The sequence below is a fragment of the Neobacillus sp. 114 genome, from assembly GCF_030127045.1.
Taxonomy (GTDB): Bacteria; Bacillota; Bacilli; order Bacillales; family Cytobacillaceae; genus Neobacillus; species Neobacillus rhizophilus.
In genome coordinates this window covers 5,185,089-5,209,783 of sequence record NZ_CP126144.1, presented here as the reverse complement: position 1 = coordinate 5,209,783, position 24,695 = coordinate 5,185,089, and the positions used below count along the sequence as shown (strand labels likewise).

General features: G+C 41.1%; 23 protein-coding genes, 1 pseudogene, 1 riboswitch and 1 other annotated feature. Of the genes and pseudogenes, 15 read left to right on the top strand and 9 right to left on the bottom strand.

Annotated features, from left to right (window positions below; genetic code table 11):
• Positions 1–13: 13 nt before the first annotated feature.
• On the bottom strand, positions 14–1,600 hold the full coding sequence (pckA, locus tag QNN06_RS25550) for a phosphoenolpyruvate carboxykinase (ATP) (RefSeq protein ID WP_284036197.1): 1,587 nt from the start codon (positions 1,598–1,600) through the stop codon (positions 14–16).
• Positions 1,601–1,863: 263 nt separating this feature from the next.
• Positions 1,864–1,996: riboswitch (SAM riboswitch) on the top strand.
• 265 nt (positions 1,997–2,261) lie between these two features.
• Here pckA and metK point away from each other — a divergent pair.
• Positions 2,262–3,464, top strand: a complete 1,203-nt coding sequence (gene metK, locus QNN06_RS25545; protein WP_284036196.1) for a methionine adenosyltransferase — start codon at positions 2,262–2,264, stop codon at positions 3,462–3,464.
• A 232-nt stretch (positions 3,465–3,696) separates the two neighbouring features.
• The gene (asnB, locus tag QNN06_RS25540) at positions 3,697–5,595 is read left to right on the top strand and encodes an asparagine synthase (glutamine-hydrolyzing) (RefSeq protein ID WP_284036195.1); all 1,899 of its coding nucleotides are present in this window, start codon (positions 3,697–3,699) and stop codon (positions 5,593–5,595) included.
• 25 nt (positions 5,596–5,620) lie between these two features.
• On the opposite strand, the gene QNN06_RS25535 is transcribed toward asnB, so the two are convergent.
• Entirely contained in the window at positions 5,621–6,145 is a 525-nt protein-coding gene (locus QNN06_RS25535; RefSeq protein ID WP_284036194.1) for a gamma carbonic anhydrase, read from the bottom strand.
• 153 nt (positions 6,146–6,298) lie between these two features.
• Here QNN06_RS25535 and QNN06_RS25530 point away from each other — a divergent pair, with 153 nt between their 5' ends.
• Positions 6,299–7,102: an alpha/beta hydrolase gene (locus tag QNN06_RS25530; protein ID WP_213119839.1), complete on the top strand. Its 804-nt coding sequence runs from the start codon at positions 6,299–6,301 to the stop codon at positions 7,100–7,102.
• Between the two features lie 17 nt (positions 7,103–7,119).
• Complete coding sequence (locus QNN06_RS25525; protein ID WP_213119840.1) at positions 7,120–8,205, top strand: tetraprenyl-beta-curcumene synthase family protein; 1,086 nt, start codon at positions 7,120–7,122, stop codon at positions 8,203–8,205.
• Positions 8,206–8,237: 32 nt separating this feature from the next.
• On the opposite strand, the gene mnmM is transcribed toward QNN06_RS25525, so the two are convergent.
• Complete coding sequence (gene mnmM / locus QNN06_RS25520; RefSeq protein ID WP_217037285.1) at positions 8,238–8,810, bottom strand: tRNA 5-(aminomethyl)-2-thiouridylate-methyltransferase MnmM; 573 nt, start codon at positions 8,808–8,810, stop codon at positions 8,238–8,240.
• Complete coding sequence (gene mnmL / locus QNN06_RS25515; RefSeq protein ID WP_284036193.1) at positions 8,807–9,769, bottom strand: tRNA modification radical SAM protein MnmL/YtqA; 963 nt, start codon at positions 9,767–9,769, stop codon at positions 8,807–8,809. The genes mnmM and mnmL overlap by 4 nt, the downstream gene beginning before the upstream one ends.
• A 199-nt stretch (positions 9,770–9,968) precedes the next feature.
• On the opposite strand from mnmL, the gene QNN06_RS25510 reads away from it, so the two are divergent.
• From QNN06_RS25510 to QNN06_RS25490, 5 genes are all read left to right on the top strand, one after another.
• The gene (locus QNN06_RS25510) at positions 9,969–10,250 is read left to right on the top strand and encodes a YtzC family protein (RefSeq protein WP_213119843.1); all 282 of its coding nucleotides are present in this window, start codon (positions 9,969–9,971) and stop codon (positions 10,248–10,250) included.
• The gene (locus QNN06_RS25505) at positions 10,247–10,426 is read left to right on the top strand and encodes a glycogen biosynthesis protein GlgD (RefSeq protein WP_217037283.1); all 180 of its coding nucleotides are present in this window, start codon (positions 10,247–10,249) and stop codon (positions 10,424–10,426) included. The genes QNN06_RS25510 and QNN06_RS25505 overlap by 4 nt, the downstream gene beginning before the upstream one ends.
• A gap of 185 nt (positions 10,427–10,611) precedes the next feature.
• Positions 10,612–11,799, top strand: coding sequence for an MDR family MFS transporter (locus QNN06_RS25500; RefSeq protein ID WP_284036192.1), 1,188 nt, complete (start codon positions 10,612–10,614; stop codon positions 11,797–11,799).
• Between the two features lie 141 nt (positions 11,800–11,940).
• Positions 11,941–12,161, top strand: a binding site (T-box leader).
• Positions 12,162–12,202: 41 nt separating this feature from the next.
• Positions 12,203–14,620: a leucine--tRNA ligase gene (leuS, locus tag QNN06_RS25495; protein ID WP_213119846.1), complete on the top strand. Its 2,418-nt coding sequence runs from the start codon at positions 12,203–12,205 to the stop codon at positions 14,618–14,620.
• Positions 14,621–14,671: 51 nt separating this feature from the next.
• Complete coding sequence (locus QNN06_RS25490; protein WP_284036191.1) at positions 14,672–14,977, top strand: rhodanese-like domain-containing protein; 306 nt, start codon at positions 14,672–14,674, stop codon at positions 14,975–14,977.
• A 26-nt stretch (positions 14,978–15,003) separates the two neighbouring features.
• Here the strand turns inward: QNN06_RS25490 and QNN06_RS25485 are convergent, their stop codons facing one another.
• Positions 15,004–15,153, bottom strand: a complete 150-nt coding sequence (locus QNN06_RS25485) for a hypothetical protein (RefSeq protein WP_284036190.1) — start codon at positions 15,151–15,153, stop codon at positions 15,004–15,006.
• Between the two features lie 122 nt (positions 15,154–15,275).
• Positions 15,276–16,478 (bottom strand): annotated as a pseudogene (locus QNN06_RS25480) (RNA-guided endonuclease InsQ/TnpB family protein); the annotation flags it as partial.
• A 414-nt stretch (positions 16,479–16,892) separates the two neighbouring features.
• On the opposite strand from QNN06_RS25480, the gene QNN06_RS25475 reads away from it, so the two are divergent.
• Positions 16,893–17,078, top strand: coding sequence for a sporulation protein Cse60 (locus tag QNN06_RS25475; RefSeq protein WP_213119848.1), 186 nt, complete (start codon positions 16,893–16,895; stop codon positions 17,076–17,078).
• Between the two features lie 21 nt (positions 17,079–17,099).
• Here QNN06_RS25475 and QNN06_RS25470 read toward each other — a convergent pair whose 3' ends face one another.
• Positions 17,100–18,362, bottom strand: coding sequence for a BaiN/RdsA family NAD(P)/FAD-dependent oxidoreductase (locus QNN06_RS25470; protein ID WP_213119849.1), 1,263 nt, complete (start codon positions 18,360–18,362; stop codon positions 17,100–17,102).
• A 203-nt stretch (positions 18,363–18,565) separates the two neighbouring features.
• Here QNN06_RS25470 and QNN06_RS25465 point away from each other — a divergent pair, with 203 nt between their 5' ends.
• From QNN06_RS25465 to QNN06_RS25445, 5 genes are all read left to right on the top strand, one after another.
• Complete coding sequence (locus QNN06_RS25465; protein WP_284036189.1) at positions 18,566–20,197, top strand: putative polysaccharide biosynthesis protein; 1,632 nt, start codon at positions 18,566–18,568, stop codon at positions 20,195–20,197.
• A complete protein-coding gene (locus QNN06_RS25460) occupies positions 20,187–20,906 on the top strand; it encodes a pseudouridine synthase (protein ID WP_284036188.1) in 720 nt (239 codons plus the stop codon). The genes QNN06_RS25465 and QNN06_RS25460 overlap by 11 nt, the downstream gene beginning before the upstream one ends.
• Before the next feature lie 110 nt (positions 20,907–21,016).
• Positions 21,017–21,499, top strand: a complete 483-nt coding sequence (locus QNN06_RS25455) for a sigma-70 family RNA polymerase sigma factor (protein WP_284036187.1) — start codon at positions 21,017–21,019, stop codon at positions 21,497–21,499.
• 4 nt (positions 21,500–21,503) lie between these two features.
• Entirely contained in the window at positions 21,504–22,526 is a 1,023-nt protein-coding gene (locus tag QNN06_RS25450; protein WP_284036186.1) for an anti-sigma factor, read from the top strand.
• Positions 22,511–22,819 (top strand): hypothetical protein, encoded by a 309-nt coding sequence (locus QNN06_RS25445; RefSeq protein ID WP_213119854.1) that lies wholly within the window; start codon positions 22,511–22,513, stop codon positions 22,817–22,819. The genes QNN06_RS25450 and QNN06_RS25445 overlap by 16 nt, the downstream gene beginning before the upstream one ends.
• 44 nt (positions 22,820–22,863) lie before the next feature.
• On the opposite strand, the gene QNN06_RS25440 is transcribed toward QNN06_RS25445, so the two are convergent.
• Positions 22,864–23,298 carry a Dps family protein gene (locus tag QNN06_RS25440; RefSeq protein WP_284036185.1) on the bottom strand — a complete coding sequence of 145 codons (435 nt, stop codon included), beginning with the start codon at positions 23,296–23,298 and terminating at the stop codon, positions 22,864–22,866.
• Positions 23,299–23,390: 92 nt separating this feature from the next.
• A complete protein-coding gene (locus tag QNN06_RS25435) occupies positions 23,391–24,644 on the bottom strand; it encodes a TolB family protein (RefSeq protein WP_284036184.1) in 1,254 nt (417 codons plus the stop codon).
• Positions 24,645–24,695: the final 51 nt, after the last annotated feature.

The window sequence follows — 24,695 nt, the reverse complement described above, 5'->3', positions numbered from 1 at the left end:
TTTCCTTAGGCATTTATGCAATTGGTCCGCCTTTTTCTTTAATCTCCAAAGCAACGTTAGCAAACTTTTTAAAGTTCTCACGGAATTGACCTGCTAATTCCTTTGCCTTCATTTCATAGGCCTTAGGATCTGCCCATGTTTTCATTGGCTGAAGCACTTCATCAGGGACCCCAGCAATATGGAGCGGGATATTTAGGCCAAAGAATGTATCCTTAACGGTTTCTACGTGATTTAGTTCTCCTTCAAGAGCTGCCTGCACCATTGCTCTAGTATATGAGAGTTTCATACGATTGCCGACGCCATATTCTCCGCCAGTCCAGCCTGTATTAACCAAGAACACATTAACGTTATGCTCAAGTATTTTTTCACCTAGCATTTCGGCATAGCGTGTAGCCGGCAGCGGCAGGAATGGTGCACCAAAACAGGTTGAGAAGGTTGCCTGCGGTGAAGTAATGCCGCGCTCTGTGCCAGCAAGCTTTGATGTAAATCCGCTTAAGAAATGGTACATTGCTTGTTCCCTTGTTAATTTAGCGATTGGCGGAAGAACCCCAAATGCATCTGCAGTTAAAAACACAATGGTATTCGGGTGGCCGGCAATGCTAGGCTGGACAATATTATCAATGGCCTCCATTGGATATGCGGCCCGAGTGTTTTCTGTTAATGTTCCATCATCGTAATCCGGAATTCTCGATTCCTGGTTGATCACAACATTTTCAAGAACGGTCCCGAAACGGATGGCATCAAAGATTTGCGGTTCTTTTTCACGGGATAGATTAATACATTTTGCATAGCAGCCGCCTTCAATATTAAAGACGCCATTTGATGACCAGCCGTGCTCATCATCACCGATTAGACGGCGATTAGGGTCTGCGGAAAGAGTTGTTTTTCCAGTTCCGGATAAACCGAAGAATAATGCTACATCCCCTTCAATGCCGACATTCGCTGAACAGTGCATAGAGAAAATATTGTTTTCAGGCAGTAAATAGTTCATGACAGAGAAAATCGATTTTTTCATTTCCCCCGCATATTCAGTTCCTCCAATTAGAACTACGCGGCGTTCAAATGATATAATAATGAAGGTTTCAGAATTCGTACCGTCGACTGCCGGGTCTGCTTTGAAATTAGGGGCAGAAATTACTGTAAATTCAGCTTCATGAGTCAGAAGTTCATCTTCCGAAGGCCGAATGAACAACTGGTGGGCAAAAAGATTATGCCAAGCAAATTCATTTATGACTTGAATCGGCAGTTGTGATTTCTTATCAGCACCAGCAAAGCCTTTAAATACATAAACTTCTTCTTGCTGTTTTAAGTATTCTAATACCTTATTATAAAGATGATCGAAAGTCTCTTGTGAGATTGGCTGATTTAAGGAGCCCCAGGCAATTTTATCTTTGGTTGACTCCTCCAAAACAGTGAATTTGTCTTCTGGAGACCGCCCAGTATATTTTCCTGTTGAAACACGAACCGCTCCGGTGGAAGTGAGTGTCCCTTCTTTTCTGCTGAGGATTTTTTCAACTAGCTGCGGCACAGATAATTGGACTTGGACATTACTTTCATTAAGTAATTCCTTTAATTCATTCGGGATATGAACAGAATTCATTTAATGAACCTTCCTTTTTATGGTTTTTTTAATTTGGTATATTAATATTGAATAGTATAACACAATTAAAATAATAGTCTATACTAATTGACGAAATTATGCTGTATTTTATACCTTATTCTAAAGGTGATTAAAAAGTCATGAAAAAAACAGTTTAAGCATATTTTGTATCATACTCCATTGTATATTTTGGTTAATGTTGCTAAAAAATACATTGACATACTTTAAGAATCTGAGGTATGATTTTAGCTTGAACGGATACTCTCTTATCCCGAGCTGGTGGAGGGACAGGCCCTATGAAACCCAGCAACCTGCAACTAGGAAAATGCCTATATTGGTCATTTTTCGGGCAAAGGTGCTCAACCTGATGCAAGGCTTGTCCTTGAACGATAAGAGTGAAAGGCACGCAAAATGTTTGCATTCAACCTTTCCTCATGGAAAGGTTTTTTGTATGTTTGGCGAACGCACGTGCCGTTTGAATCGCTTTACTAATCTTCTAAAGAATTTCGTTTGGGTATTTTTCGGTAGTATTTCATAAAAACCTGATGTTTATTTCATACTATTAGGGATGAGTTCCGTATCAAAATGGAGGTTTTTTGGAAAGGGTGTTAACCTTTGAAAAAAGCAGCCTCATTATTTCATTATTATAGGAGGAATTCAGATGTCAACAAAACGCCATTTGTTCACTTCCGAATCAGTAACTGAGGGTCATCCTGATAAGATTTGTGACCAGATTTCTGATTCTATTTTAGACGCCATTTTAGCAAAGGATGCAAATGCCCGTGTGGCTGCTGAAACATCAGTAACGACAGGCTTAGTCCTGGTTGCCGGCGAAATTACCACTTCTACATATGTAGATATTCCCAAAATTGTTCGTGAAACGATTAAAGAAATTGGCTACGTACGTGCGAAATATGGCTTTGATTTTGAAACCTGTGCAGTTTTAACCTCTATTGATGAACAGTCTCCTGATATTGCCATGGGTGTCAATCAAGCCCTTGAAGCGCGTGAAGGTCAAATGTCAGATAAAGAAATTGAAGCAATTGGTGCAGGTGACCAAGGCTTAATGTTCGGCTTCGCCTGTAACGAAACAAAAGAGCTGATGCCACTGCCCATTTCATTGGCCCATAAGCTTGCCCGCAGGTTGACAGAAGTTAGAAAAGACGATATCCTTCCATACCTTCGTCCGGACGGAAAAACACAAGTAACAGTGGAATATGATGAGAACAACAAACCGGTTCGGATTGATACAATTGTTATTTCCACCCAGCACCATCCGGAAATCGGACTTGAGCAAATTCAGCGTAATGTCAAGGAACATGTCATTAATCCGGTTGTTCCAAAAGAATTAATCGATGAAAATACAAAATATTTTATAAATCCAACCGGCCGCTTCGTAATCGGCGGACCGCAGGGAGATGCAGGGTTGACAGGCCGCAAAATTATCGTGGATACTTACGGAGGCTATGCCCGTCACGGCGGCGGCGCCTTCTCCGGTAAGGATCCGACAAAGGTTGACCGGTCTGCCGCTTATGCTGCACGTTATGTTGCAAAAAATATTGTCGCAGCAGGTTTAGCTGAAAAATGTGAAGTACAGCTTGCCTACGCGATTGGTGTAGCAAGACCGGTATCGATTTCCATCGATACTTTTGGCACAGGCACAGTCAGCGAAGAGGTATTGGTTGACTTAGTAAGTAAAAACTTCGACCTTCGCCCTGCTGGAATCATTAAAATGCTGGATTTACGCCGCCCAATCTATAAGCAAACAGCAGCTTACGGACATTTTGGACGTACGGATGTTGATCTTCCATGGGAACGCACTGATAAGGCAGATGCATTACGTGAGAAGGCAGCAGGAGAATAATAGGGAGTGGGAGTTGCATTAAGGTGTAACTCCCATTTTTCATTAATCGTCTAATTTCTTGTTCAGTGTTTTAAAAACTGGAATAAAATGTTTAAGTAGGACTATTGAAGTGAAAAATGATGATACATGATTTTCCTTTTGTTCACAGTGCCATTTTTGAAAAAAAAGTGGTAGTATTAAAGAGTATGTTTTTACAAAAGGATATTTTGAAATAGAGTAGGTGAGGTACATAATGTGCGGTTTTATCGGTTGTGTACATGACAAAACGCAAAATTATCGTGACGAAGAAAAGCAGCTTTTTAAAAATATGAACGATATTATAACCCATCGTGGACCAGATGATGATGGTTATTATTATGATGATCATATTCAATTTGGTTTCCGCCGGTTAAGTATCATTGATATTGAATCCGGGCACCAGCCGCTAACGTATGAAAACGAACGGTACTGGATTATTTTTAACGGTGAAATTTATAACTATGTCGAGCTACGTGAAGAGTTGCTAAAAGAAGGACTAACTTTTTCCACAAGCTCTGATACAGAGGTTATCATTGCCCTCTACAGCCATCTAAAGGAAAAAGCAGTTGAACGCTTGCGCGGCATGTTTGCTTTTGTTATCTGGGATAAGCAGGAACAAACACTTTATGGGGCACGAGATCCGTTTGGAATTAAACCATTCTTTTATATGGAGGATGGTGACAGAACCTTCTTTGCTTCTGAGAAAAAGAGCATTTTGCTGGCTCTTAAAAATGATGTGCTGGATTATGATTCCTTGCAGCATTATTTAACCTATCAGTTTGTTCCAGAACCTGATACCCTATCTGAAGGAATTAAAAAGCTTGAACCAGGCCATTATTTTACAAAAAAAATAGGCTCGAAGATGGAAATGAACCGCTACTGGAAGGCACATTTTCACCCGGTACTAAAATCGGAAGATGATTTCGTAAAGGAAATCCGTGATATTCTGTTTGATTCGGTTGAAAAGCATATGCGCAGTGATGTTCCGGTTGGATCCTTCTTATCAGGTGGGATTGACTCTTCCATCATTGCCTCGATTGCAAAGCAATTCCATCCGGCTATTAAAACGTTTTCCGTCGGATTTGAGCACAATGGCTTCAGTGAAATTGATGTCGCCAAGGAAACAGCTGAAAAGCTTGGCGTGGAAAACATCAGTTATATCATTACGCCTGAGGAATATATGAAAGAAGTTCCTAAAATTATTTGGCATATGGATGACCCACTTGCCGACCCAGCATGTGTTCCATTATATTTTGTCGCCCGTGAAGCGAGAAAGCATGTTACGGTTGTTCTTTCAGGCGAAGGCGCTGATGAATTGTTTGGCGGCTATAATATTTACCGCGAACCTGGCGATTTGGAGATTTTTAATAAAATTCCTAGAGTCGGAAAGGTCCTTCTAAAAGGAATTGCCGATATGCTTCCGGAAGGGATGAAAGGAAAGAGCTTTATTGAACGCGGGGTGACACCGATGGAGCAGCGCTACATTGGTAATGCCAAGATGTTCGACGAAGCGGAAAAACGTGAGCTATTGAGTGTCTATCGTGAAGGCTTGAACTATACCGATATCACCAAGCCTCTTTATGAGGAATCAAGAGGCTATGATCCGGTTGACCGGATGCAATATATCGATATCCATACTTGGATGCGCGGCGATATTTTGCTAAAGGCTGATAAAATGACGATGGCTCATTCATTGGAACTGCGCGTGCCGTTCTTAGATAAGGCAGTATTTGAAGTGGCCTCGAAAATCCCAACTAGCTTGAAAACAGCTAACGGCACTACTAAGTACGTTTTGCGGAAGGCCGCCGAAGGGGTCGTTCCTGATCATGTTCTAAACCGGAAGAAGCTTGGCTTCCCTGTTCCTATCCGCCACTGGCTAAAGGCTGAGATGAATGATTGGGCAAAAAATATCATTCGTGAAAGCCAGACAGACCATTTAATCAATAAGACGTACCTGTTAAAGCTTCTTGATGACCATTGTCAGGATAAAGCTGACAACAGCCGAAAGATTTGGACTGTTCTTATGTTTATGGTTTGGCATCAGGTGTATGTTGAAGGAGTGTACTACTTTCAAAGCGAGTATAAAAAAGATTCAGTATTAGCGAGTAGATAAATGGAAAAGAAAAGGCACCCATCGTTTAAGATTGGGTGCCTTTTTGTAGGGATTTATAAAATTGACCCTTTTCCGCATATTCTCTTGTTATTCTTTCCATTTCCTTAATGTCTTCAGGAGAGATTTCCCTAATAACTTTAGCTGGTCTTCCAAATGCTAATGTATTAGGAGGGATTTTTTTGCCTTGCGGAACAAGACTGCCAGCACCAATAAAGGCACCTTCGCCAATTTCCGCCTGATCCAAAATAATCGATCCCATTCCGATAAGTGCCCCTTTTCGGATGATGCAGCTATGTAATATGACCTGATGGCCAACTGTCACTTCATCCTCTAATATTAGAGGGTTATTTGGGCTTTGATGGAGTACTGAATTGTCCTGGATGTTTACTTTCATACCGATTCTAGTCGGTGCTACATCGCCTCTAATAACGGAATTAAACCAGACGCTGGATTCATCGCCGATTTCAACATCCCCTGTAATAGTTACAAAATCTGCAATATAGGCAGTGTCGGCAATGACAGGGTATTTATCTTTAAAAGGGTAAATCATCATACTCGCTCCTTTTTGAATGATAATTCTATTTTAACGAATCAATACAAGGAATTACAAAAAATATTGCAATTAAAAAATTCATTTAGATTCTTATTCGTCTTTCCTATATGGTAAAATACAAAAAATGATAACGTTTTAGGGGGATCAGTTATGTGGAAGTGGGAAGCAGAAGGGGAAGCGAAGGCTGTTATTGTCATGGTTCACGGCGCCATGGAGCACCATCGCCGCTACGGATGGCTGATTGAGATGTGGCGCACGTCCGGCTTTCATGTCATTATGGCCGACCTTCCCGGACAGGGAATGACAACACGATCGCGCCGAGGACATATCGATTCCTTTGATGAATACATATTTGAAGTAAAGGATTGGGTTCAAGCAGCCTATCGTTATGAATTGCCTGTTTTTCTACTGGGACATAGTATGGGCGGGTTAATTACTATTCGACTCCTTCAAGAAGAAAGAGTAAACATTGCTGGCGTGATATTGTCCTCTCCATGTTTAGGCTTGATTAAGCCGCCATCCAAATTGTTAAACTTTCTTTCATATGCCTTAAATGTGGTTTTTCCGTCCTTTAGAATGAATTCAGGGCTGACAGTACAAATGGCAACGAGGAATGAGGATGTCAGGGAAGCGGATTCGAATGATACTCTTTACGTGACAAAAGTTTCAGTAAGATGGTATCGTGAACTTGCGGATGGTATTAAACAAGCCTTCGAGAGCCTCGGAAAAACACGGGATGTCCCCATGCTGGTGATGCAGGGCGGGGATGACAAAATTGTTAATAAAGTCAGAGTGAAAGAATGGTTTAATCATGCGCCATTATCGGAAAAAAGATTTAAAGAATGGCCGAAATGTTACCATGAAATTTTTAATGAACCGGAACGGGAAGAAGTATTTGAATACGCTAAGGATTTTGTCCACAGCCAGCTAAAAGCTATTGGTTATATTGTTTAGAAAGGGGGACTTTTTCCATGAAGCCAATCACCCTTATGTCGAGGGTCTATCGCAAAATCATTCCGACTGTCCATCAAGAATTGGCGTATTGGAAAAATCGCGCCGAAAAAATTCCTAATCCGGAACTAAGGAAGCAGGCACTTGCTAGCATCGAGCACAAGACATTTCATTGTGAAGGCGGTGCCATAATGGCTTTGACCGCAAATGAGCACTATAAAAATGCGGTCAAGTTTATCGTCGCCTACCAAACGATTAGCGATTACTTGGACAATCTTTGTGACCGGAGCACATCACTTGATCCAAATGATTTTGCGGCTCTTCATGAATCGATGTCGGATGCCCTTATATTACATGCGGATCGGAAAAACTATTACCGCCTTCGCGAGGACCAGGATGACGGCGGTTATTTAAATGATTTATCAGAGACATGCCGCAGTGTTTTAAGGGAATTGAAGCATTATGAATTTATAAAGAAATATCTGCTTGAACTTTGCGAATACTATTGTGATTTGCAAATTCACAAGCATGTAAAAAAGGAAGAACGGGTGCCTAGGCTTGAAAATTGGTTTGAACGCCATCAAAGTCACTTGCCGAAAATGGAGTGGTACGAGTTCTCAGCCTGCTCGGGTTCAACATTAGGAATATTTTGCCTAGTGTCTTACGCGATGCGCGATGATTTTACAGCTAGCGATGCTGAAAATATCCGCAATGGCTATTTCCCTTATATACAAGGCCTGCATATTCTTTTGGATTATTTTATTGACCAAGAGGAGGATATGGCCGGAGGCGACCTAAATTTCTGCTTTTATTATGAAAACCAGGAAACCCTGTTTAATCGTTTAAAGCATTTTGTCGTGGAAGCGGACAGGCATACCGAGTTTCTTCCCCACAAAGGATTTCATCAGCTTATCAATCGCGGCTTGCTTGGCATCTATTTATCCGATTCCAAGGTCCGCAAGCAGAGGGATGTCAGGAAGCTTGCCAAAAAAGTCATCAAAGCAGGCGGCTGGATCAGCTATTTCTTTTATTTCAATGGACTAATGTACCGATCTTTGCAAAAAGCGATGCCATCATTTGTGACTCGGTTGCTTTTGAAAATGTAATAATAAAAAACCAGGCCTCCGCCTGGTTTTTCCTATTTTTTTTCAATCGCAACAATAAATGGCGGATTGTTTTTTTGATTGATGAATTGATATTGCAGGACATTGGCTATATTTTGGTCCAGGCTGCGGCAGTACTCCAAAAGGGCATCGCGCTCAATCGCGCCTCCTTCATGACCATGGTATATAACAAGAACGATAATTCCTTCAGGAGCCATCAGTTCAAGCAATTGTTCAATTGCGGTGAGGGTTGTTTCGGGCTGAGTGACAATCGTTTTGTCGCTGCCAGGCAAGTAGCCGAGGTTAAAAACAGCACCCGTAATCTTACTGTGATAAACCGCTGGTATTAGCTCGGCGGATTTTTCATGACCGGCGTGAAAAAGAGTGGCACTTTCTGACAGCCCTTGCTTTTTTAATCGTTCTTGAGCAGCCTGGACTGCCTGTTCCTGAACATCAAAACCGAAAACATGGCCACTTTCTCCAACCAGGTCAGCGAGAAATACAGTATCATGCCCATTCCCTAATGTCGCATCCACAACTATATCACCTTCGCTAACTGCTTTTTGAAGTAGTTTTCTGGCATAGGGAAGAATTCTTTCCATTTTCATCGGTCAACAAACTCCTGTTGAAAAAACTTTCCTTGCCAGCTGTCCCGTCTTTTTAATTCTGCATCAATACTGTTTAAGACTTCCCACTTATTAACGCTCCACATCGGTCCAACCATTAAATCAATTGGTCCATCACCGGTAATTCGGTGAACAATCATTTCCGGCGGTAAAATTTCCAATTGGTCACATACTAAGTTTACATAGTCTTCTTTTGATAAAAACTCGAGCATTCCTTTTTCATATTGCTTTACCATTGGTGTTCCTTTTAACAGATGCAGAAGGTGGATTTTAATGCCCTGCACATCCAACTTTGTGACCTCTCGCGTGGTTTCCATCATCATGTCATAGGTTTCAAGAGGGAGTCCGTTGATAATATGGGTGCAAATTCTAATACCATGCTTTCTTAATTTGGCCACACCATCAACATAACACTGAAAATCATGGGCACGATTGATGAGCCCGGCGGTTCGTTCGTGAACAGTTTGCAGCCCAAGCTCAACCCACAGATAAGTTCTTTCATTTAGTTCGGCCAAGTATTCCACAGCATCATCTGGAAGGCAGTCAGGCCGTGTAGCAATCGACAAACCTACCACTCCTTCCTGCTTAAGAACCGTTTCGTATTTTTCACGAAGAACCTCGACAGGAGCATGGGTGTTAGTGAATGCTTGGAAGTAGGCCATATATTTGCCGTCTTTCCATTTCGTGTGCATTTTTGTTTTTATATCGTTGAATTGTTTCTCCAAGCTTTCGATCCGGTTTCCTGCAAAATCGCCTGAACCTGCGGCGCTGCAAAACGTACAACCGCCGTGGGCAACAGTACCGTCACGATTCGGGCAGTCAAAGCCACCGTCTAAGGCTACTTTAAACACCTTGTGCCCAAATTGCTGGCGCAGGTGATAGTTCCATGTATGGTAACGCTTATCATCAGTTGCATATTGAAAAGGTTTTGTCTGAAGCATTCAGTAAAACTCCTTTATATTTTTTGCATAAAGTAAATTTTATCATGAAGATAATGCTTATCCAACTGTATTTATCACTGCCAGGATTTATCAATTCAATCGTGTAATAGGAAAAAGATTGAGGAACAAAATAAGAAATGAAGCAGTGCGCTTCAATTAGTGATTTTAGGTTGCGCCATATCAAGAAGGGGGTTCTTACATGGCTACTCGCGATTCAATGGAAAACCTAACACAGCAGGTGGAGGATTGTCTTCGCCACGCCGAGGAGCAGTATAAGCAAAGCAGTCTTCAGGAACATTACAATGATAATGATTATACGACGGCGCTGCAAAATCTTGAGCAGACGTATCAGGATATTTGTACAATGGCTCATAGCGCTAATGGGCAACAGCGGGAACAGCTGCACAGAATGAGACTGCAGGTTCAGCAGCTGCAAAATAGTTTGATTTTACAAGGGACCCGAGGAGGAGAACAGTTTTGAAAAAACGTTCAAAACAGCAAAACCCTGAACAAAAAACGCGGAACGGAATTAACAATCAGGATATTGAGTTTGGACAAGATGTAGACATCATTAAACAAGCTAAAAAGAAGTATGAACAAACTGGCGGCCAGCCTGTAAAATCGAAATTCCACCAGGAAAATAATCAATCTTCATAAATTTGCCAAAATCTCTCAACGTATTGTTGAGGGATTTTTTCCATTTACAAAAACCTCTACGAATCAATTTTTTCATAATCTCTTCCATGCGAAAAATGGTAATCAAAAATGATTGCGCTACAACTGAAAAAGGGCTAAAATTTACCAAGGATATCGAAATATTTTTAATCAAAGGAGCGTTTTTCATGCCACGTGCCTTATGGCTTTTAATCATTGGGATGGCAGTGAATGTAATAGGCTCTTCTTTTTTATGGCCTTTAAATACAATTTATATTCACGATTATTTAGGTAAGTCCCTTTCGGTTGCCGGAATTGTTCTGATGTTAAATGCAGGCGCCACTGTTATCGGAAATCTGTTTGGCGGAAATTTATATGATAAATTAGGCGGTTATAAATCGATTCTTTTAGGAATTGGAATTTCGCTTCTAGCCTTGGTGGGATTAACCATCTGGCATAGCTGGCCATCCTATGTTTTCTTTTTGACCATTGTTGGATTTGGGACCGGCATTATTTTTCCTTCGATGTATGCCATGGCAGGTTCGGTTTGGAGAGAAGGCGGCCGAAAATCCTTTAATGCCCTCTATGTTGCGCAAAACCTCGGGGTTGCTGTTGGTACTGCTTTAGGCGGCATTGTTGCCGATTATTCCTTCCAACTAATCTTCCTGGCCAATACCATCATGTATGTGATCTTTTTACTTATCGCGGTTTTTGGATATAAAGGAATTGTGGTTGAATCAGTTAAAAAAGAAGCTAACACTGAAACAGTTAAAACCATAAAAAGCAAAGCCAACCTGCAAGCTTTACTTATTATTAGTGCGGGATATTTATTATGCTGGGTTGCGTATGTCCAGTGGACTACAACAATTGCTTCCTATACGCAGGAAATCAATATCACCCTCACACAATATAGCTTGTTATGGACGATAAACGGGGCATTAATCGTATTGGGGCAGCCTGTTTTAAATAGTATTTTAAAACATCTTAGTGCTTCCCTTAAGGTGCAAATCCTGATCGGAATCGCCATCTTTATCATTTCATTTATAGTTGCTGGAAATGCGGGTGCTTTTACCGGCTTCCTAGCCGCGATGATTATTTTGACAATTGGGGAAATGTTCGTTTGGCCGGCGGTGCCGACCTTAGCCTTCGCCCTTGCTCCTAAGGGCCGGGAAGGATTTTATCAAGGCATTGTGAACAGCACCGCGACCGGCGGGAGAATGATTGGACCGCTCCTTGGTGGCATCATTGTTGATTTATACAGCATGTCTGCCCTATTCACAATCTTAATCGGATTATTTATCATCGGAATCGTTACCACGCTAATGTATGACCGTCATTTGAAAACGCAAGAGCAGGTAACGGCAAAAGCTTTATAAATACTTTCCGCAACCAAAACCACAGCAGATTGACTGTGGTTTTGATGTTTAAAATGTAGTTTCCCTGTCAACCATGAAAATGGGCTCAAGTTTACTTGCATACTGTTAGAAAATTTAATACAATTACGTTATATTTATATTTCAATAACAGTGAGTAGGAGTAGTAGTGATTTAAGTCCCGTATTTAGAGAGTTGACGGCTGGTGAAAGTCAACCGGGAGGGTCATGAACTCGCCTAGGAGTTGCAGGCATGAATGAAAAGTAATGTTTGCCGTTTTCCGCGTTAAGGATTAATGAAGCGAGTGCATTGCACTAATGTGGGTGGTACCGCGGGAAGATACATACAGTCCTCTCGTCCCTGTTGGGGATGAGAGGTTTTTTATTTTTTAAGGAGGATTACAGATATGAGTTTCGATCATCAACAAATCGAAAAGAAGTGGCAAAAAAAATGGGAAGAAGAAAAAACATTTAAAACAAGCGAAGATCCGGGAAAACGGAAATTCTACGCTTTAGATATGTTTCCATATCCGTCAGGGGCCGGACTGCATGTGGGGCACCCGGAAGGTTATACTGCAACGGATATTCTTTCACGGATGAAACGGATGCAGGGCTATAATGTCCTTCACCCAATGGGCTGGGATGCATTCGGGCTGCCTGCTGAGCAATACGCTCTAGATACAGGCAATGACCCGGCCGAATTTACTGCGAAAAACATTGACACATTTCGCAGACAAATTAAGTCTCTTGGTTTTTCTTATGACTGGGACCGCGAAGTCAATACTACAGACCCTGAGTACTATAAATGGACACAATGGATTTTCTTGAAGCTATGGGAAAAAGGTCTTGCCTATGTTGATGAAGTACCGGTCAACTGGTGTCCGGCACTTGGAACTGTTTTAGCCAACGAAGAAGTCATTGATGGAAAAAGTGAACGCGGCGGCCATCCGGTTGAGCGCCGTCCAATGAGACAGTGGATTTTAAAAATTACTGCTTATGCAGACCGTCTGCTTGAAGACCTTGAAGAACTTGACTGGCCAGAAAGCTTAAAAGAAATGCAACGCAACTGGATTGGCCGTTCCGAGGGTGCAGAGGTTACGTTCCAAATCGATGGACATAATGAAACTTTCACGGTATTTACTACCCGTCCTGATACACTATTTGGTGCAACTTATGCGGTGCTTGCACCTGAGCATGCTTTAGTTGATAAGATTACAACAGCTGAACAGCGGGCTGCTGTTGAAGCTTATTTAGATAAAGTAAAATCAAAGAGTGACCTTGAGCGTACCGACCTTGCGAAGGAAAAAACAGGGGTATTCACTGGAGCCTACGCAATCAATCCTACAAATGGTGAGAAAATGCCAATCTGGATTGCCGATTATGTATTAGTCAGCTACGGTACCGGTGCGATTATGGCTGTTCCTGCGCACGACGAACGAGACTATGAATTTGCGAAAAAATTCGACCTGCCAATTAAAGAAGTTGTTGCTGGCGGCGATGTTGAAAAAGAGGCTTATACAGGTGATGGAGATCACGTCAATTCCGACTTTTTAAATGGTTTGAACAAAGTAGATGCGATTAAAAAGATGATTTCCTGGCTTGAGGAAAAGGGAATCGGCACGAAAAAGGTAACCTTCCGTCTACGCGATTGGTTGTTTAGCCGCCAGCGTTATTGGGGTGAACCGATTCCAATTATTCAATGGGAAGACGGCACCATGACAGCCGTACCGGATGAAGAGCTTCCATTAATGCTGCCAAAAACAACCGAAATCAGACCGTCCGGAACAGGTGAATCGCCGCTTGCTAATATTGAGGATTGGGTAAATGTAGTTGACCCAGTCACAGGCAAAAAGGGCCGCCGTGAAACCAACACGATGCCGCAGTGGGCTGGCAGCTGCTGGTACTTCTTGCGCTATATTGATCCAGACAATAAGGAAGCTTTGGCTTCACCGGAAAAATTAAAGCAATGGCTTCCAGTTGATATTTACATCGGCGGTGCCGAGCATGCCGTACTTCACTTGCTGTACGCACGCTTCTGGCACAAGTTCTTGTATGATATCGGCGTAGTGTCAACCAAGGAACCGTTCCAAAAGCTGTTTAATCAAGGAATGATTCTTGGTGAAAATAATGAAAAAATGAGTAAATCCAAAGGGAACGTCGTCAATCCGGATGACATCGTCAATACCCACGGTGCAGATACGCTTCGCCTATACGAGATGTTTATGGGACCGCTTGATGCTTCAATCGCTTGGTCCACAAACGGTTTGGATGGATCCCGCCGCTTCCTTGATCGAATCTGGCGTTTGCTGGTGGAGGAAAACGGTGAGTTGAATCCGAAAATTCAGCCAAACGAAGAGGCATCCAGCCTTGAAAAAGTCTACCATCAAACAGTGAAGAAAGTGACCGAGGATTACGAAGGATTACGCTTTAACACCGCAATCTCTCAGATGATGGTATTCATTAACGAAGCGTATAAAGCAACTGTTCTGCCAAAGCATTTCATCGAAGGCCTCGTCAAGCTTCTTTCACCAGTGGCACCGCATATTGCTGAGGAACTTTGGGAAAAATTAGGTCATACTAATACAATTTCCTATGAAGCATGGCCTGCATATGATGAAGCGAAGTTAGTGGATAACGAAGTTGAAATCGTGATTCAGGTTAACGGTAAAGTAAAAGCAAAACTGTTAGTTCCAACTGATGCCAGCAAGGAAGCTCTTGAAGGTATCGCAATGGATGATGACCGCGTAAAGGAACAGATTGAAGGAAAAACCGTCCGCAAGGTTATCACGGTACCAGGAAAACTTGTGAACATTGTCGCTAACTAATATTATAGGAGGCTGTCCTTGGGGCAGCCTCTTTTGAAGGGGATGGATAAGATGGAAGAAATCAAAACGATCACTACTGAGGAATTGAAAAAGAAGCTTGAAGTAGGAGAAAAGCCTGAAATGGTGGATGTCAGGGAAGACCACGAGGTTGCTATGGGCATGATTCCAGGTGCCAAGCATATCAAAATGGGCGATATCCCGGCACATCTCGATTATTTTGATAAAGACAAAGAATATATATTTATCTGCCGTTCCAGCGGCCGAAGTGGAAATGTTTGCCATTACCTGCACGAGCAAGGATATAAGGTCCGCAACATGGTGGGCGGCATGCTTGAGTGGACGGGTGAAACAGAATAACCGATTCCTTTTTGGAATCGGTTTTTTTATGAATATGGAGCGTCAAGTTCCTTTTTATCTTTTAATAGCAAAATCCCAAACACCATAAATGGAAGAAGGTTTACAGCTTCTATAATAGTGATTTGAAAATCCGAACCCATCATAGTCCATCTGATTAGCGGAAAATTGATTGCCATTGTTTGAAAATCCCAGGTATATTACATCCTCCAAGCTACTAATGCTAAACTCCCAAAGCTAACTCCGCTCTCCCTTGTCTACCCAAAATTACCCAAATTTGAGTATTTTGATATAATCAGGGTTAGATCTTCACGATTTTATTTTGATTCATCTGTGAAGTGAGTTGTTGTTTTATCTTAGATTGTTGAAAACACCACGCCACAGTATACATCGGATCTTCCAATCCGATATAGCCCGAGCCAGGCAATGTTTTATTTCCTTTTTTGGCGATGTTTACCGAGCTATTTATATCTCGGTTAAACGTATTTCCACAATGGTCGCATGTAAAGATTCGGATATTGGGGGTTTTCTTCTCAAGATGTCCACAGTCAGAACATGCCTTTGTTGTATTGGATTCATCTACAATCTTATAATGTTTCCCAGACTTTTGCTGAACCCATTCCAACGTGTGCCTTAATTTTCCAACAGGTGTTTGGTTAAGCATGGCACGGTGCATCGTTTGATACTTTGCCACATTGAGAGTAGGGACGTAATCCCCGATGAGAACCTCATCGTATCGTTTGGCAGTCCAATGGACAATGGCATATAACGTTTGCTTCACCTGTTCTCGCCTAGTGTGATATGCCTTTTCTAATGCCTGGTTGAACCTTTCCCAACTGCGGCTTGGTTTCCAATAACCCGAATGTTCTGTTTTAATGTAGCGCGATTTCTTTTGACACTGATCCCGTTTGGATTTTAATTGATCAATCACTTGGTCCCAATACTTTAATTGCGGGAGATTCTTAAATTCAAATGTTTTTCCTTCGTGGTCAATGCCGATCATTAAATTTTTGTGGTTTGGGTCAAAGGCAATCCATGTCTTTTGTTCATTTAATGTGGGGCTTTGGCGTTCCACGGTAAAAATAGCATAATAACGTTGGTGATTTTTGGTAACGCGGAGGGTTTTTACTATTTCATTGTTAAGGTGAAGGGGTTCATGGAGCTGCACGACATGCATGATTTGCTTGTTCTCTTCATTTTTACCAAAAGATAACCTTAGTGTGGTCGGGTTCAACAATTTGAATCCCTTTTTCGGTTCATCATAATAAAGAGAAAACCATTTCTTCTTCCATGACCGGTGATTGGGAAATCCGCGTCCGTGTTGAAAAAATCCATCATAAGCATCCTTTAATCGTAAAGCGGTATTTTTGAGTGGAGATGAATGAACTGTTTTCAGAAATGGATAAGCCGCTTTATAAATCGGAACCTGATTGCGGAGGTTTCTTCCTTTCATCAACCTTTTTTCATTGCCAGCTTGATAGTCTTGTTGGCATAAGTCTAAAAGTTGATTGTAAAGTCAATTGCACTTTCTGCTTTGACCATCCAATGCCAGTTGTTGTTCCATTGTGAGCTGAAGAGCGATTTTATGATTGTAAATCATCCGTAATTTCACCTCCTTGTAAATATTATACCAAACGTACGTTTGTGATATCAACTATATTACACCAATCATTGGTAAATAAAATAATCTAACCAAAATGAGCTATTTTGAGTAGATTTGAGTAATTTTATTTTTACAATTATGTTCCCCAAGTTATCTTTTGTTTTTTATCCAAGTGAATCGCTCCTTTCTGAAGTAACCTACAAAAAGAAGTGTATAGGCTTAACCTTAACTTCATCTTAATTTTTGGTCGGGAGTTAATTTTTAAAATTTTGAAAAAATGGTCATAATGATAGAAAAAAAGAAAGGGAGAGTCCAATGATTCAGGTAAAGCTGTTTGACCGTGAACATGAGAAGGATTTGGAGAAGGAAATGAATCGCTTTTTAAGGGGATTGGATGAAAAAAGTCTCTTGGATATTAAATATAATGTCGCTGCTTTCCAGGAAGAAGAAGAAGAGGATCAAATTTATTGTTTTTCGGCGATGATTATTTATCGGGCCTGACATGAAGAATCAGGCCCATTTTTATTTGGCGCAAAGGGCTGCATTGGTCCCGGCCAGTCTTCCAGTAACAAGTGCAGAAGTAATATTGTATCCACCCGTATATCCGTGGATATCAAGGATTTCTCCGCAAAAATATAAACCATTCATAAGCTTGGAACCCATCGTTTTTGGGTCTATTTCTTTGACAGAGACACCGCCGCCTGTAACGAATGCCTTTTCGATTGAGAGCGTTCCATTCACTTTAAATTCGAACTGCTTGCAGCTCTTGGCGAAACTGCGAATTTTTTCGTGAGCAATCGTTCCGCCCTGCGCCGAAGTATCAATCTCGTTTTGTTCGAGCAGAAATAACAGGTACCGTTCGGGTAATAATCCTTTTAACGTATTTTTGATGCTTTTTTTCGGTTCGGCTTTTACAAGCTTCATAATCTCTTGAAAAATCTCTTCCTCGTTGCGGTCAGGGACAGCATCGAGACTCACTGTTACCTGGGTTAAATTCCACTTTTTCATCGCCTTGACAATAAACTGGCTGCAGCGAAGAACGGCCGGCCCACTGATGCCAAAATGGGTAAAAATCATGTCCATTCGGTGGGAAATTAAGGGTTTTCCTTTTGGGTTTAAAACACTTAATTCAATATCCCGCAATGACAAACCTTGGAGGGTTTTATTTTTAATAAAAGGCTCAGCAGAAGTTACTGGCACTTCGGTTGGGAATAAATCTGTAATGGTATGGCCGGCTTTCTCTGCCCAGGAATAGCCATCCCCGGTTGACCCTGTATGGGGAACCGATTTGCCTCCAACTGCAATTACAACCGATTTCGCGGTAATCGTTTGTCCGTCCCTTAACAAGACTCCTGCGGTTTGTCCGTTTTCATATAGGACCTCGGCGACAGCGCAGTTTTTAAATATTTTGACCTGTAATTTTTCTAATTGAGTTAACAGTGCATCGACGACTGACTGGGCTTTGTCTGTTACCGGGAACATCCGCCCATGGTCTTCTTCCTTTAAGACAATTCCCAATCCTTCGAAGAAGCGGATGATATCTTCATTATTAAAAATCGAAAAAGCACTATATAAAAACTTGCCGTTTCCTGGAATATGCTTAATGATTTCTTCAACGGGCAGGCGATTCGTGACATTGCAGCGCCCACCGCCGGAAATGGCAAGCTTTCGGCCAAGTTTGTCCCCTTTATCAATTAACAATACTTTTGCGCCTTTTTCACCTGCAGCGATGGCTGCCATGAGTCCTGATGGCCCGCCGCCTATGACTATACAATCAAATTCCATATATACACCAACTTAAAATATATTCACTTCATTATAAGCATATCATAAGGAAAATAAACGACTTTTCACAAATTTGCTTTGGTTGTGAGTAGCATCGAAGGAGAAGAAGTTGTAAACTATCAATAGTGTGCAAAAAACGTCGAATTTTTTTGCCTACATTTAAAAAATATGTGCTCGTATTTCTGCAAGCAGGAAGGGATTCTATGCAATCTAAGCTATTAAGAGGAACCTTTATATTAACGGTTGGAACAATTCTGTCAAAAATTCTCGGACTTATTTATGTTATTCCATTCTTTCAAATAGTTGGCCGGGAAGGGACAGTTCTTTACCAATTTTCGTATGTCCCATATACCATTTTTATTAGTATTGCAACGGCCGGAGTTCCGCTGGCTGTTTCTAAATTTATTTCCAAATATAATGCACTCGAAGAGTATGCGGTTGGCAGGAAGCTGTTTAAATCTGGATTGATTATAATGCTGACTACCGGTATTGTTGCTTTTTTAATCATGTATCTTGCCGCGCCAATGTTGGCAGAAATGAGTATTGGCGATGAAAAAGCGGATTTAGAAAATGTGACGACCGTCATGCGCGCCGTCAGCTTCGCTTTAATTGTCGTTCCGTTCATGAGTCTGATCAGAGGATACTTTCAGGGACATCAGTCAATGGGACCGTCGGCTCTTTCACAAGTTGTCGAGCAAATTGTCAGGATTACCTTTACGCTTTTGGGAGCCTATATCGTCCTTCAAGTTTTTCATGGAAAAATGGTTACCGCCGTCAGTGTTGCAACTTTTGCTGCCTTTACCGGGGCTATCGGCGGCTTACTTGTTTTATTCTGGTATTGGTATAAGAGAAAGCCCTACTTAGACGAGCTTCTTACCCATGATAAAGGAACAATGGACATCTCCATTAAGGAAATCTATAAGGAAATTTTTATTTCTGCCTTCCCGTTCGTTTTGGTGGGGATTGCCAATCCTTTATTCCAGGCGATCGATCAATTTACTTTTACCCAAGCCATGGAAGCGATTGGGAAAAAGAAAGTGGCAGAAGCATATTTTTCTATTTTGAATTTTGAATCGCATAAAATCGTCATTATCCCTGTTTCTTTGGCAACAGGCTTTTCCTTGGCGCTTGTCCCAAGCATCACAAAGGCATTTGTGGAGGGGAATGGAAAAAGTTTAAATCATCAGTTGAACCAAACCTTTCAAGTGCTTTTGTTTTTGACGTTGCCGGCAGCAATCGGGCTTTCCTTGCTGGCTGAGCCTGTCTATACGGCGTTTTATGAACATAATTTATTGGGCGCGGGAGTTTTAAGCACATATGCGCCCGTTGCGATATTGTTTTCGCTTTACTCTGTAACAGCCGCAATCCTGCAAGGAATCAATGAACAGCGTTTTACGATATTGAGTTTGCTTGTCGGCTTATTAATCAAATTAACCTTAAATATACCACTGATTGAGCTGATGGAAATAAAAGGGGCGGTGTTGGCAACAACACTTGGCTACTCAGCCTCCATAATCATTAATATCATTGTCATTAAGAAATTTGCCAAATATCCTTTCCGGCTGGTTTGGCGGAGAAGCTTATTGATTGCCATTTTTGCCGGACTGATGTGGGTTGGCACCGAGGTTGTTTATCGAGTTTTATTGTTATTTTTATCACCAGAATCAAAGGTTCAATCTGTGGCCATTATTTTAATAAGTGCAGCCGTTGGCGCTGGTATTTATTTTTACCTTGGATTAAAATCAGGTCTGGCCCGCCGCTTATTTGGAAATAGAGTAGACCGTCTACTATCCAAATTAAAATTATTTGGAAGGAGAAAAGCTGTTGAGAATTGATAAAATGCTCGCCAATCTTGGCTTTGGCAGCCGTAAGGAAGTCAAACAGCTTCTGAAAAATGGCGCAGTTAAAGTAGATGATGTTGTCATCAAGGATGCCAAGCAGCATGTGGATCCAAATACACAAACCGTGACATTAAACGGTGAAGTGATTGAATACAAAGAATTTATCTATTTAATGATGAACAAGCCTCCAGGAGTTATATCTGCAACTGAGGATAACGCTGATGAGACAGTGATTGACTTGTTGGAACTTGAGGATCAGGTGTATGAACCGTTTCCTGTCGGCCGCCTCGACAAGGACACGGAGGGCTTGCTGTTGATTACGAATGACGGTCAATTGGCACACCGGCTATTGTCTCCGAAAAAGCATGTTCCGAAAACTTATTTTGCGGTAATTGATCGTGAGGTAACAGAGGACGATGTGAAGGCCTTCGCAAAAGGTGTGGTCCTAGATGATGGATATTTGACCAAGCCAGGCGAACTGAAAATCATAAAATCCGGTATCCGCTCAGACATCGAGTTGACGATTACCGAAGGGAAGTTTCACCAAGTGAAAAGAATGTTCGAAGCTGTGGGCAAAAGAGTCGTTTATTTACAGCGCATTTCAATGGGACCCTTGCAACTTGATGAAACACTTGAACTCGGGGAATACCGGGAACTGAAGGATGAAGAAGTAGAATTATTAAAAAGTTATCAGGTGACATGAAGCAGCTCAATTTGGGCTGCTTTTATTTTTTGTTTGGAAATTAAAAAATTTTCCAAAACTGCAACCTTTTGCTATCGTTAAACGTGGTTATGGTGAAAGGGGGAACAAAGTTGGAGTTAGATCAAGTATACCGCGACAATGTAAATGATTTATACAGATATCTTTACTCCCTTTCAAAGGATCATTTTATCGCTGAGGATTTGGTTCAAGAATCCTTTTACCGAGCCTATTTACATCTAGAGGACTATGAAATCTCGAATATCCGCGCGTGGCTGTTTAAGGTCGCCTACCATGCCTTCATTGATTTGCTAAGGAAAAATAAACGGTTTGTCATTCAGGAACCGAAGGAGGAGCCGCATTCATCTAAAGAAACGCCGGAAAAAAGATTGCTGGAAAAAGAGAGTTTTCAATTATTGATTAATGATATTCACTCATTAAAGGAACAGGAAAAGCATGTTCTGCTGCTATGCGATTTACACCAGCTTTCTTACAGTGAGGCGGCAGAAATTTTGGAAATGAACTTAAATACACTGAAAAGCCATTTACATAGGGGACGGAAAAAAGTTATGGAAAAAGTGAAAGAAAGGAAGTAGTTAGATGAGCGAAGATAAGAATCAATTTGAAGATGATTATCAGAAACTTCTAAACGAAACACTGAATGAAGTAAGTGAAATACAATCTTATTCTAAAAAAAGTCAAACTGAAATTGTGACAATCGGAAAAAATATGGCACGAAGAACAAATATTATGATCAGCCTTGCCATTCTATTACTAATCGTTCCTATCATGACTTTAACAACCTATTTGTATTATGCAATCGGCGGCCGTGCGGATCACCTAATTGATGTGGTCACAAAAACGATATATGTTACTGAACCTAATATGGGTTTGGAGAAATTAAAGCTGGAAGACGAAGTTGGCTTTTTTTCAATGAATATCACTTTTGATGTTTTTAAACGAATCGGCAAAGAGGATTATCGGGCGGGAAACTATGAAATTGATTTTTTTCTAGACCATCCTAATTTTCCAAAGAAGAATATGCTTTTAGACCGTCCACTGCCTGAAATTCCTGACAAGGAAACCGAAGTGTTGTTTCACCCGAAGGCCTCCATTCCATTTAATCAAACAGATCAATGGGACATTTTAAATAAGCTGCCGGACGGAACAGTTGCTGAAGTCTATGTGTCATTAAACGAATTAATGAAGCCGGATGTGTTACAAAAGCATTTGCCAAAAAATATGGAGCTTCGTTGGCTGGCTGTTGATACGGGAATGGAAGCTGCCCAGGTAGATAAAGGAGGGGTGCCAATTACGCCGCTCGGCTACCCAGCACAGTATGATCCAACCATATGGTCTCCATTTAGATCCTATGACCAAACAAATGAAGAAGTGTTCTTGGACATTTTATCACTGCTCGAGAAAAATCAACCGGTTGCTGAAAAAGTGGCTCGTGCCAAATCATTAGCCCTTAAAAGTCGGCTGGCCTATATTAAAAAACAAGGTATAAATGTTTATGGAGCTGTTATCACTGGCCCAACAGAAGAATTAAGAAAACTGCAAAACATAAAGGAAATTCGCGCGTTGAAAGTGGGGGAAGTGAAACTATGGAACTGGGAGTAAAGAAAAAAAGGGGGGATAGACGACTCCCCACCATATCAGGATTTCTTTCTTTTTTGGTTGCACTTATATCATTAGCCGGTTTAAATGTGGCTCTGTTAATAAAAGAAAAAGTATTCCCTGGAGTCTTTATTATTCAGCTGCCGATTGTGGGATTTTTTCTTGGAGTCATTGGTCTATTTACATTAAAAAGATCGAGATTGTATGCCATCTGGGGACTTTCCCTTAACATCTTTCTGCTCATTTTTACATTATTGATGATTATTTCATCGCTGGGAATAAATTATAAACCTTGATAGAAAGAGGACAAAGCAATTATGCCTTGTCCTCTTTTTATTGATTATGCACCTAAATAGGCTTTTAACATCCAGTTATGTTTCTCAAGTTTACCTTTCAGACCTAGGAACATATCGCTGGTTACTTCGTCATTTTTTTGTTCAGCAGTTTCCATTCCATCTTGAAGTTCATCAATGATTTGTGTGAAGTCCTTTACAATTGATTGAACCATTTCTTCAGCATTTAAAGTTTCGGTTGTTTCCTTGATTGTTGCCAATTCCAAGTATTCTTTCAAAGTTGAAACGGGGCTGCCCCCGATGGCTAGTAATTGCTCGGCAAATTCATCAATGGTTGCTGATGCTTCTTCATATAATTCCTCAAATTTAGCATGCAATGTAAAGAAGTGATGCCCTTTTACATACCAGTGAAAACGATGAAGCTTTGTATATAATACATTCCAGTTTGCGATTTGTTGGTTAAGAACTTTCTCCAGTGTCATTTAGCATTCCTCCTGTTTTTCTATCTGTTTTAATTATAACATATTTAATATTATAATCAATACTAAATTATAATTATTATAAATAAGGTTTTCTATTCGAAAAAAGCATAGCCCCCGACGTTTTTAATCCATACCTTGGCGTTTTTGCCATCAGGGTCTGAAATCCATAAATCTCTTGTTGTCATGGCTATATCTTGATAACGCAGCCAAGTTAGTTTACCAGCTGTCGGAAGATATATTGGATCGTAATCTCCATAGTCCTTTGGCGGATAGGTAATTTGTTTCTGTGATGAATCACCGATTTTTATAATGAATAACGAGGGATCAGGCCGCTGTTTTGGGTTATTTGACCATTCGCTTTCTTTTACCCTTGATACATAAAGAGAATGGTCATCCTTCCAAGTGAAGCCTAATTCTGCAAAATGGGCTGGTGTCAGGCTGGTGGTTTGAAAGGCAGGCAGGTCTGTGACCTTCATATCTTTGTTCTTAAAGCCGGAGACAATTCTCCCGCCTCCCGCAATATATCCAATCCGATTTTGTAGAAACGCCCATTTTGGTGTCCCCACTTCCCAAATAATTTCGTCTAAAACTTCGACAGTTTGCCCATCGGACGAGATAACACAAACCAAATTGCTATCCATTGACCAAGAGGCAGTAGGGCTAACCACAAAGGAAATCCATTTTCCATCAGGAGAAAATTTGAAATCGGTCGCATCAATTGCTAACAAACTGACGTCCCCTTTTTTCAATTCACTGGGAATGGTGTAAAACTTGTTCACATTTTTAGTGAGGCTGGTGATTTTGTCTAAATTCCTTTCAAGCCCAATCTTATAGAGAACAGGGTTGGTCCATCCATCAGGCCTTAGGGAAGCCCCTGAGCTTGTGATGAAGGACCGTCCATCCGGAAACCAATTGTAGTCTCCCACACCTAGGGCAATATTATAAAAAGATTCAAGATTCGAGACATTTAAGACACCGCCGCTTTTAAAAGCAACAAGGTTTTCCACTGGGGACCATTTCGGATTAGTGCCATCTAGAGTTATTCTCTTATGTTTTTTCGTTTCTTGATTGTATACCCAAATCTCCGTCTGGAATTCTACATTAGGACTAAGTTTCTCTTTAGGTTCCACTTGATACACAATCCATTTGCCATCATGAGACCATTGGGGCGGATATGGATATTTTGCCGGCTCTTTTGTAATTTTCTCTTCCTTTCCATCTATCTTTGTCCAGAGAAAACCATCCCTTACAAATGCAACCTTCACCTTGTTGCTTATTGGTTCTGCTCTCGCAAGGTTCGGCATTAGTATTAGGAATATCAATACAATCAAAAACCTTTTTTTCATTTCTTCACCTCATTGTCAATCCTTCAATTATTTTCCTCCGAAATTTGAAAA

What these genes read in the sequence shown, in the direction of transcription:
- QNN06_RS25485 (WP_284036190.1), bottom strand. Translation starts at nt 15,153, where the DNA reads ATGGCAATCAATTTTCCGCTAATCAGATGGACTATGATGGGTTCGGAT.
- metK (WP_284036196.1), top strand. Translation starts at nt 2,262, where the DNA reads ATGTCAACAAAACGCCATTTGTTCACTTCCGAATCAGTAACTGAGGGT.
- QNN06_RS25535 (WP_284036194.1), bottom strand. Translation starts at nt 6,145, where the DNA reads ATGATTTACCCTTTTAAAGATAAATACCCTGTCATTGCCGACACTGCC.
- QNN06_RS25435 (WP_284036184.1), bottom strand. Translation starts at nt 24,644, where the DNA reads ATGAAAAAAAGGTTTTTGATTGTATTGATATTCCTAATACTAATGCCG.
- asnB (WP_284036195.1), top strand. Translation starts at nt 3,697, where the DNA reads ATGTGCGGTTTTATCGGTTGTGTACATGACAAAACGCAAAATTATCGT.
- QNN06_RS25470 (WP_213119849.1), bottom strand. Translation starts at nt 18,362, where the DNA reads ATGGAATTTGATTGTATAGTCATAGGCGGCGGGCCATCAGGACTCATG.
- QNN06_RS25450 (WP_284036186.1), top strand. Translation starts at nt 21,504, where the DNA reads ATGAGCGAAGATAAGAATCAATTTGAAGATGATTATCAGAAACTTCTA.
- pckA (WP_284036197.1), bottom strand. Translation starts at nt 1,600, where the DNA reads ATGAATTCTGTTCATATCCCGAATGAATTAAAGGAATTACTTAATGAA.
- mnmM (WP_217037285.1), bottom strand. Translation starts at nt 8,810, where the DNA reads ATGAAAATGGAAAGAATTCTTCCCTATGCCAGAAAACTACTTCAAAAA.
- QNN06_RS25490 (WP_284036191.1), top strand. Translation starts at nt 14,672, where the DNA reads ATGGAAGAAATCAAAACGATCACTACTGAGGAATTGAAAAAGAAGCTT.
- QNN06_RS25525 (WP_213119840.1), top strand. Translation starts at nt 7,120, where the DNA reads ATGAAGCCAATCACCCTTATGTCGAGGGTCTATCGCAAAATCATTCCG.
- leuS (WP_213119846.1), top strand. Translation starts at nt 12,203, where the DNA reads ATGAGTTTCGATCATCAACAAATCGAAAAGAAGTGGCAAAAAAAATGG.
- QNN06_RS25530 (WP_213119839.1), top strand. Translation starts at nt 6,299, where the DNA reads ATGTGGAAGTGGGAAGCAGAAGGGGAAGCGAAGGCTGTTATTGTCATG.
- QNN06_RS25500 (WP_284036192.1), top strand. Translation starts at nt 10,612, where the DNA reads ATGCCACGTGCCTTATGGCTTTTAATCATTGGGATGGCAGTGAATGTA.
- QNN06_RS25445 (WP_213119854.1), top strand. Translation starts at nt 22,511, where the DNA reads ATGGAACTGGGAGTAAAGAAAAAAAGGGGGGATAGACGACTCCCCACC.
- QNN06_RS25475 (WP_213119848.1), top strand. Translation starts at nt 16,893, where the DNA reads ATGATTCAGGTAAAGCTGTTTGACCGTGAACATGAGAAGGATTTGGAG.
- mnmL (WP_284036193.1), bottom strand. Translation starts at nt 9,769, where the DNA reads ATGCTTCAGACAAAACCTTTTCAATATGCAACTGATGATAAGCGTTAC.
- QNN06_RS25465 (WP_284036189.1), top strand. Translation starts at nt 18,566, where the DNA reads ATGCAATCTAAGCTATTAAGAGGAACCTTTATATTAACGGTTGGAACA.
- QNN06_RS25510 (WP_213119843.1), top strand. Translation starts at nt 9,969, where the DNA reads ATGGCTACTCGCGATTCAATGGAAAACCTAACACAGCAGGTGGAGGAT.
- QNN06_RS25440 (WP_284036185.1), bottom strand. Translation starts at nt 23,298, where the DNA reads ATGACACTGGAGAAAGTTCTTAACCAACAAATCGCAAACTGGAATGTA.